This is a genomic window from Photobacterium alginatilyticum (assembly GCF_009910675.1).
GTDB lineage: Bacteria > Pseudomonadota > Gammaproteobacteria > Enterobacterales > Vibrionaceae > Photobacterium > Photobacterium alginatilyticum.
Window position 1 is genome coordinate 150,938 of record NZ_RSEJ01000009.1, and the last position, 7,312, is coordinate 158,249.

Below are 7,312 nucleotides of genomic sequence, written 5' to 3' on the forward strand. Positions count from 1 at the left end.
GTCAAAGAGGCAAATATTAACGAAAAACCAAAACACCAAGTTCTAATGAACACAGTTATTAACCTATCAAACTTACTATTAACTCCATGATACGTGATTACTGCTATTGTGCTGTGCGATTTTCGTGATCTAACACTCAGCTTTAAAACATTGTTTTATTCCAATAGTGTATTGATTTTCAGGGTGTGGTTAATAATTGACTCTTTCTTGGCTTTCGACAGCCTTTTGATTCTGTACTCCAACCGCATAGCCGTTTTCTTATCACCGACTTGCTCAGTCCAGGCCAAATTTAATGGGCCTTTCCCTTTCAGGTACTTAGCCCCTTTCTTACTACCACTATGTTCATTCAGACGGCGTTTCACATCTGTCGTCACACCACAATAAAGCTGATTTGATGCAGTTCTGATTAAGTAGACCGACCATTGCGCGGCTTTATTACGCTCTGAATCAGTCTGCTTTGCTGTATATTCAGCCTGAGAAGTAATATCTGTTTGTTTCATCATATAAAAAGGCTCAGCCAATGCTGAGCCATAACTTTAGTGAATAACGCGATTATCTCTGCACTTAAGAAGTCAATGATTCAAGTAGCTCTTTAAGTTCGGCAATTTCTTGCTTCATTGTAGCAACTTCTTCTTCCAGCTTCGCTACACGCTCAGAAGTTGGAGATGAACTGCCGACAACAGGTACCGCAGCCTGCTCAGCCAAGGCTTCGAGATCAACCTCACCACTGAACAAATGCATGTAACGGAAATCACGCTTGCCCGATTCTTTTGGCAACTTCACCACATATGGACCTTTGCTATGTTCTGCCAGGCCATTTAATACAGCTTCTGCCTCTTTAACGTCTGCAAGATCACACAGGCGATTCGTTCGGGTACGGATTTCGCCAGGTGATTGCGGCCCACGCAGCAACATTACACACAGCGCAGCCTTCTCCGGCTTGGTAAACTGTAATGTACTGAACTCAGTATTGCAGAACCGGTGCTGGTACTTAGCGACACGGCTACCAAAACCTGCCGTTACTTCCTGAATAATGCGTTTAGCTTTCAGCGCTTCAACAGTATCCAGCACGGTCGCTTCGTCCAGCGACATTACAGGGTCTCGATTACTTTTCTGGTTACATGCTGTTGTCAATGCATTCAATGTTAATGGGTATTGATCCGGGGTAGTCACTTCTTTTTCTAGCAAACAACCCAACACTCGCGCTTCATTCTGCGAAAAGCAAATATCCATGATCTTCCCTCACCCTTCTTATTGTTGATACCAATACTGATTCCACTCTTTATGAACATGTCATGCCAAGACTGGGATCAGCACTGACCTGTAGGCAGATTAGCACGCACAGCCTGAACAACAAGCGTTTGTCGAACCGAGTGTTTGAAAATCAATCAATTAGCATTTAATCTTGCGAAGTTATACCTACCGCCTCGGCTCAGCCAATGCGTTAGTTGGTAGCTATTGTTTGAATGGAGTGATGTCTCACAACATACTCAACTGCCTTTCAAGCCCTGTTTACGGCAAAAAGAACAGCCAAGCTGATGTGACTCTTGGAGGGAGATTAATGCAATCAGGTAAACTCTGCAGCAACGTAACGATTACGACCCTGCTCCTTGGCTTTGTAGAGCACCTTGTCAACGATTTCATACATGTTCTCAGGCGTTTCAAGGCCCGTAGGGATCCACGAAACCATCCCCTGACTCACGGTTACCACATCCGATGTCGTCGATTTCGAGTGAGGGATCTCTAATCGCTGAATACAGGCCTTCAGCCTTTCACACTCCCTCACAGCCTTGGTTTTTTCACAATGACTAATCAAGACAACAAACTCTTCACCACCGTAACGAGCGGCAAGCTCTCCAGCCCGGCTAAATGTCTGCTTGAGCTCACCAGCAACCGCCTGAAGGCAGCGGTCACCTTCAAGGTGCCCATAATGATCATTAAACGGTTTGAAGTGATCCACATCCACCATGATGATAGTCAGCGATAAGTTATTGCGTCCATGCCACGAAATAAACTCAGCCAACTTCTGATCAAGATAACGTCGATTGGCCAGCTTGGTTAAGCCATCTTCATTAACCTGTTGTGAAAGGCGCTCATTAGCCAGTTCAAGTTGCTCCGACGCTTCCTTCAGTTGATGTCTCATGTGCGCAATACGCTGCATGGCTTTTAATTTAGAGACCAAAACCATTTTGTTTACTGGCTTGACCAAATAATCATCCCCGCCCATATCAATGGCTTTGGCAATCATTTCAGGTTCATCATGACCGCTCAGAAAGATGATAGGCACCCAGTCAGGGTGTTGAATTCGAATTTGCTCCGCCACCTCGGTGCCACTCATATCCGGCATGCTAACATCAAGCAGCACTAAGTCCGGATCAAACAACGGGTATTTTTCAATAGCTTCATGTCCTGAACCAACAGCCTCGACAATATGACCAAGACGCTGCAACCTCATTGCAAGCTGCATACGTTCAAGGTGAACATCATCGACCAGTAAAATACGCATTGCTTCCATGAAAGCATCCTATTGATATTGAAACATTTGTATTGTCTTTAGTTATAGCACAGCTAGAAAATTTGCCTAACGATAATATGAGCATACTTTCACTATAGGCGATCGAACGTGACCTGCTTAGCAAGTTTTCAATCCTGACTGGTAATCTGTTACCGATAACAAGCTATATTACTCTGGCTAACCAAATTAGACGGTTACGCTGAGAAAAGTTGACATTTATACGTAGGGCTATAGGATTCCCCTCCTTAACTATTCATGCTGTAGGAATTAGCTATGTCTGAGATTGAAAATAAAGAAGAACAAATCGCCGAAGAAGTAACCTTTACTCTTGACGATTGTTCGCCAGAACTTCGCCAGGTTGTCGAGTTTGAAGAAGTGCCGGAAGAACTATTGGGCATGCTAGTCAACGTCTACAAAGCTTCTGAAGGAACATCTCGCCTAGCGTGGGACCAGCTTCCTGCAAGTGCGCAAAATGTGCTGGACAACTTCGAACAGTTTCATGCTCTTATCGCGCTTAGCCAAAGCTACTCAGGTGTAGACTTCCTGGGTGAGCTACAGGAATCGAAAAAGCCTGATGACATGACAGACGAAGAATACACAGAATACAAAGCCGTTATGCTAGACAAAGTACTGCATAACTGTGTGAAAGACATGTGCAAGCAGCTGAAAAAAGCACGCCGCAACCCACCAATGAAGCGTGAGTTCCTGGAAATCTTTAAGAAATAATCTTATTGTTCCGGCAGGGAGGTATCCACCTCCCTGAGCCCCTTCAAAGCTGCGCCGTCATTTCCTTCCCCGAACGTACCTCCCCCCTACTCTTTTCCCTTATTCATGGTAGACTTACTTTCCAGCGTAAAATTAAACGTAGCGTACTAGATTTCTTTATCTATGCTTTTCGGCTGATGAAATCTCTAATAATTAGCGCTTTGAGCTCTAAAAGGAAACGTTCCACTGTGTCACAAGTCATCAGAGGTATTAATGTCAAGCCGTGAGCATATTAAATTTCAAACTGACGTTTACTTCATTCCATGCCAAGGCATTATCAAATCTTCTGACTCAATACAAAAGCTCAACCTCTCAGAACAAAACATCCTGACTTTTTTAATCGATAACCACCAGCGTCCGATTACCAAGAGCGAATTACTGAAAGTAGGATGGCCTGATCGGGTTGTTACAGAAGCATCACTGTTTCAGGTTATACGGGCGCTTCGGGTAAAACTGCAGGAAAGGCATAAAGGTGAGGTCATTGAAACCTTGCCTCGTGTTGGTTATCAAATTACTCAGTTCGAACGACAGGAAGTTCCACTCGACACTGAGCTGACAAAGAAAACCAAGTTTCTCTTTAAGCACCCTCTTTTCCCGTTTTCGTTTGTTTGTTTTCTTCTCATCGCCAGTATTGGTACCTATTTCTGGTTAAATCATTACAAACGACCGGCACAAAATTACTACTTAACCCAAACAGAAAACTGGGGAGATAACTCAGTTACTCTCATTGCCACTAATGACGACGATTTGGATGATCTGCGGCAAAAACTCAATCTAGCCTACCGGCAACACCTAGAGTTGGTCTCACCACCCAAAATTACCAAGGTTAAAGCCTTTGCTTTTAAAGGTGACGGTATCTACTCTGTTGCCTGGTGCCGGGTTGACAGAGAAAGCGCCTGCCAACCAAACACCGATTTTTCATATACTTTTGGTTATCACAACTGGGAACAATTTTCTGATCTTCTCGTTCATGAAACCAAGACCTACCGGGATGATCCGGTTATCCAAACCCAGCTGGCACGAGAACCAACCGCGCAGGTGTTCATGAACTATATCGACGAGTCCGGTATTCAGTCGAAGGTTGTCCATCACTATATCTCGAAAGGTGAATCTGCCACGCTCAACTACTCCTATATGTCTTTCATTACTGAAAAAGACACTGATTTCCATCACGCCCTGTCGGTGCGTGCGGCTACCTTGTCAATCATCGAAAATGAGTCGCCTTTTCTTTCAACCGCCCAGCTAAAACCAGACATGTTTCATTGGGCGTACCAGCCGAGTGATTTATTTGTCGAGGAAAAATCAACGGCGTTAATGACAGAATCGAAGATGAGAGACGATTTTAGAGCAAAACGTATCGCGTATAGTTACCTGCTATACCAACAGCCCTACTTGGATCTGATCTTCTATCCCAATGTAGGGATCTACTGGGTCCATAACAGTGTGAAAAACACCAAACTGTTTAATTACAAGCAATATATGCCGGAGTACAAGCAGCAAAGCGCTAATTGAACAACGTTAAAATAAAATCTTGTTATACCGCGGTGGCTACTTATACAATATTGAGATGTCAACCAGTTAATAAATCATCCATGCGCTTACCTTTTTTGAAGCACAGCAATAGAGTGGCGGTGATCCTTTTCACCCTGATTTTCTCAGGCTGTGCTGTATATGCCGGCTTCAACTACGACCAACTCTATGGTCTGCCTGAGCCCAAAGACCGTATAGTGCCGACAACAACACCTATTGCTCAGCGCTACCTGACCGACGTCAAGCCGGTTATCGAAAACCGCTGCGTAGTTTGCCACGCCTGCTATGATGCTCCGTGCCAACTAAAGCTAAGCTCAGCGGAAGGCATAGACCGTGGTGCCAATAAAGAGAAAGTCTACGAAGGCACTCGTCTGCTGGCTGCCAATACCACGCGCATGTTTATTGATGCTCAAACTACGGCCCAATGGCGTGATAAGGGCTTTACCCCCGTGCTCAACGAACGTGAGCAGTCACCTGAGGCCAATACCCAGGCAGGGGTAATGGCAAGAATGCTTCAGCTTAAACAAGCGCACCCATTACCATCAGATACCGTTCTAAACCCGGATAACTGGGACTTTAGCCTGGACCGGGATCAGCAATGCCCAACAATAGAGGAAATGGATCAGTACGAGCAAGCCTACCCTAAATGGGGCATGCCTTACGGCTTACCTCAAATCTCACAAAACGAAAACGACACTCTCATGGAGTGGCTGGCTGCTGGCGCACCAATGACCAGCGTTGAACCGCCTTCATCGGCGACATTGGCAAAAGTGCGCGAGTGGGAAACCTTCCTAAATGGTGATTCACTCAAGGAACAACTTGTCAGCCGATATATCTACGAGCATCTGTTTGTTTCTCATCTCTACTTTTCAGATGAAGAAAAGCCGGTTTTCTTTAAACTAGTCCGCTCAAAAACCGCACCGGGCAGCCCTGTTGATTTAATCGCGACCCGTCGACCGTTTGATGATCCCGGGGTAGATCGCGTCTACTACCGTTTCGAGCTGGTACGAGAAACCATTGTCGATAAAACTCACATGCCTTACGCCCTGAACAAGAGCAAGATGGCACGGTATGACGAACTCTTTTTCGAACCCTCTTACGTCGTTTCTACCCTACCGGGCTATGAGCCAGATCTCGCTGCCAACCCTCTGATGGCATTCAGCCAGTTGCCGGCCAATGCCCGCTATCGATTTATGATCGATAATGCACAAAACACCATCATGGGCTTCATCAAAGGGCCTGTATGTCGTGGCCAGCTGGCTTTAAATGTCATTAATGACCGCTTCTGGGTCTTCTTCGTTGCTCCTGAAATGGCTAACGTTCCTAGCGTCAATACCTTCTATGCAGAACAGGCACACAACCTGCGTTTGCCAGCAGAAAAAGAAAGCAACACCCTGCCGCTAACAAACTGGATTTCCTACGCCAAACAGCAAGGGCGCTTCTTACGAGCCAAAAACGAGCTATTGAACCAAACCTTTGAAAACGGAGAGCATTTAACAACAGACTTGATCTGGGATGGCGACGGTAGCAATGACAATGCGACCCTGACCATTTTCCGTCATTTCGATAGCGCCACCGTTGCAAAAGGACTTATTGGCGAGCATCCGAAAACGGCCTGGGTACTTGATTATTCACTGATTGAACGGATCCATTACCTACTGGTAGCCGGTTTTGATGTCTATGGTAATTTCGGCCACCAGCTTATTACCCGGATGTATATGGACTTTCTGCGTATGGAAGGTGAATCTAATTTCTTGTCACTACTACCGACAGAAACCAGACGTCAGGAGCTCGCTAGCTGGTATCAGGATTCCAACCAACATTTAAGCCTGTTCATACAAGGGGATATCAATGCCTTTAACCAGCCGACAGGTGTCCAGTTCAACACTGATAATCCTAAGAAAGAGCTGTTTAATATGCTGCTGGATCGCTTAAACGATGTGAGTTCGAACCGTTTTGCATTGTCCAATGCACAGTTGACACCAGCAAGTATTGCAGCCCTTGATACGATTAACCAACTAAAAGGCAAGCAGGCAACCCTGTTCCCCGAGCTGACGTTTATCGTCATAGAACCAAATGATCGCACCGCCCAACCGCAACTGTTCACACTGGTTAGAAACAGCGCCCACAAAAACATTTCTAGCCTGTTTGATGAAGAATCTAATCGCCTGTATGAACAGGATGACGTGACTTTGGTTTCAGGCTTACTTGGCAGTTATCCCGGTGCCTTCTGGCATCTACAGGAGTCCCAACTGCCAAAACTGGCTGAACAAATAAAGACAGTGAATACAGAACAAGATTATCGCAAACTTCTTGATAACTACGCCGTTCGTCGAACAAGTTCGGACTTCTGGTCTTTCAGTGACAAGTTGAATCAGATATATCGAGATAGTTATCCGATTGAGGCTGGACTACTTGACTATAACCGCCTGGAAAACCGATAACGAAATCACCTTTATCCTACAAAGCCTGCTTCGTGCAGGCTTTTTTTCGTAATCGACT

Annotated in this window: 6 protein-coding genes; 3 read left to right on the plus strand and 3 right to left on the minus strand. The window is 45.3% G+C overall.

What is annotated here, in order from left to right; genetic code table 11:
• Nucleotides 1-155: 155 nt before the first annotated feature.
• From EIZ48_RS10810 to EIZ48_RS10820, 3 genes are all read right to left on the minus strand, one after another.
• On the minus strand, nt 156-500 hold the full coding sequence (locus EIZ48_RS10810; RefSeq protein WP_160650991.1) for a GIY-YIG nuclease family protein: 345 nt from the start codon (nt 498-500) through the stop codon (nt 156-158).
• 64 nt (nt 501-564) lie between these two features.
• Nucleotides 565-1,233, minus strand: a complete 669-nt coding sequence (locus tag EIZ48_RS10815) for a YceH family protein (RefSeq protein WP_160650873.1) — start codon at nt 1,231-1,233, stop codon at nt 565-567.
• 334 nt (nt 1,234-1,567) lie between these two features.
• Nucleotides 1,568-2,506 carry a GGDEF domain-containing response regulator gene (locus EIZ48_RS10820; RefSeq protein WP_192928543.1) on the minus strand — a complete coding sequence of 313 codons (939 nt, stop codon included), beginning with the start codon at nt 2,504-2,506 and terminating at the stop codon, nt 1,568-1,570.
• Nucleotides 2,507-2,788: 282 nt separating this feature from the next.
• Here EIZ48_RS10820 and EIZ48_RS10825 point away from each other — a divergent pair, with 282 nt between their 5' ends.
• The 3 genes from EIZ48_RS10825 (at nt 2,789) to EIZ48_RS10835 (ending at nt 7,254) form a co-directional block, all read left to right on the plus strand.
• Nucleotides 2,789-3,241: a DUF3069 domain-containing protein gene (locus tag EIZ48_RS10825; protein WP_075761882.1), complete on the plus strand. Its 453-nt coding sequence runs from the start codon at nt 2,789-2,791 to the stop codon at nt 3,239-3,241.
• 252 nt (nt 3,242-3,493) lie between these two features.
• On the plus strand, nt 3,494-4,792 hold the full coding sequence (locus EIZ48_RS10830) for a winged helix-turn-helix domain-containing protein (RefSeq protein WP_160650878.1): 1,299 nt from the start codon (nt 3,494-3,496) through the stop codon (nt 4,790-4,792).
• 80 nt (nt 4,793-4,872) lie between these two features.
• A complete protein-coding gene (locus EIZ48_RS10835; RefSeq protein ID WP_160650881.1) occupies nt 4,873-7,254 on the plus strand; it encodes a fatty acid cis/trans isomerase in 2,382 nt (793 codons plus the stop codon).
• The last annotated feature ends 58 nt before the right edge of the window (nt 7,255-7,312 follow it).

Excerpts from the sequence above, each read along its gene's own strand:
- EIZ48_RS10810 (WP_160650991.1), bottom strand. The coding sequence starts at position 500 with ATGAAACAAACAGATATTACTTCTCAGGCTGAATATACAGCAAAGCAG.
- EIZ48_RS10815 (WP_160650873.1), bottom strand. The coding sequence starts at position 1,233 with ATGGATATTTGCTTTTCGCAGAATGAAGCGCGAGTGTTGGGTTGTTTG.
- EIZ48_RS10820 (WP_192928543.1), bottom strand. The coding sequence starts at position 2,506 with ATGCGTATTTTACTGGTCGATGATGTTCACCTTGAACGTATGCAGCTT.
- EIZ48_RS10825 (WP_075761882.1), top strand. The coding sequence starts at position 2,789 with ATGTCTGAGATTGAAAATAAAGAAGAACAAATCGCCGAAGAAGTAACC.
- EIZ48_RS10830 (WP_160650878.1), top strand. The coding sequence starts at position 3,494 with ATGTCAAGCCGTGAGCATATTAAATTTCAAACTGACGTTTACTTCATT.
- EIZ48_RS10835 (WP_160650881.1), top strand. The coding sequence starts at position 4,873 with ATGCGCTTACCTTTTTTGAAGCACAGCAATAGAGTGGCGGTGATCCTT.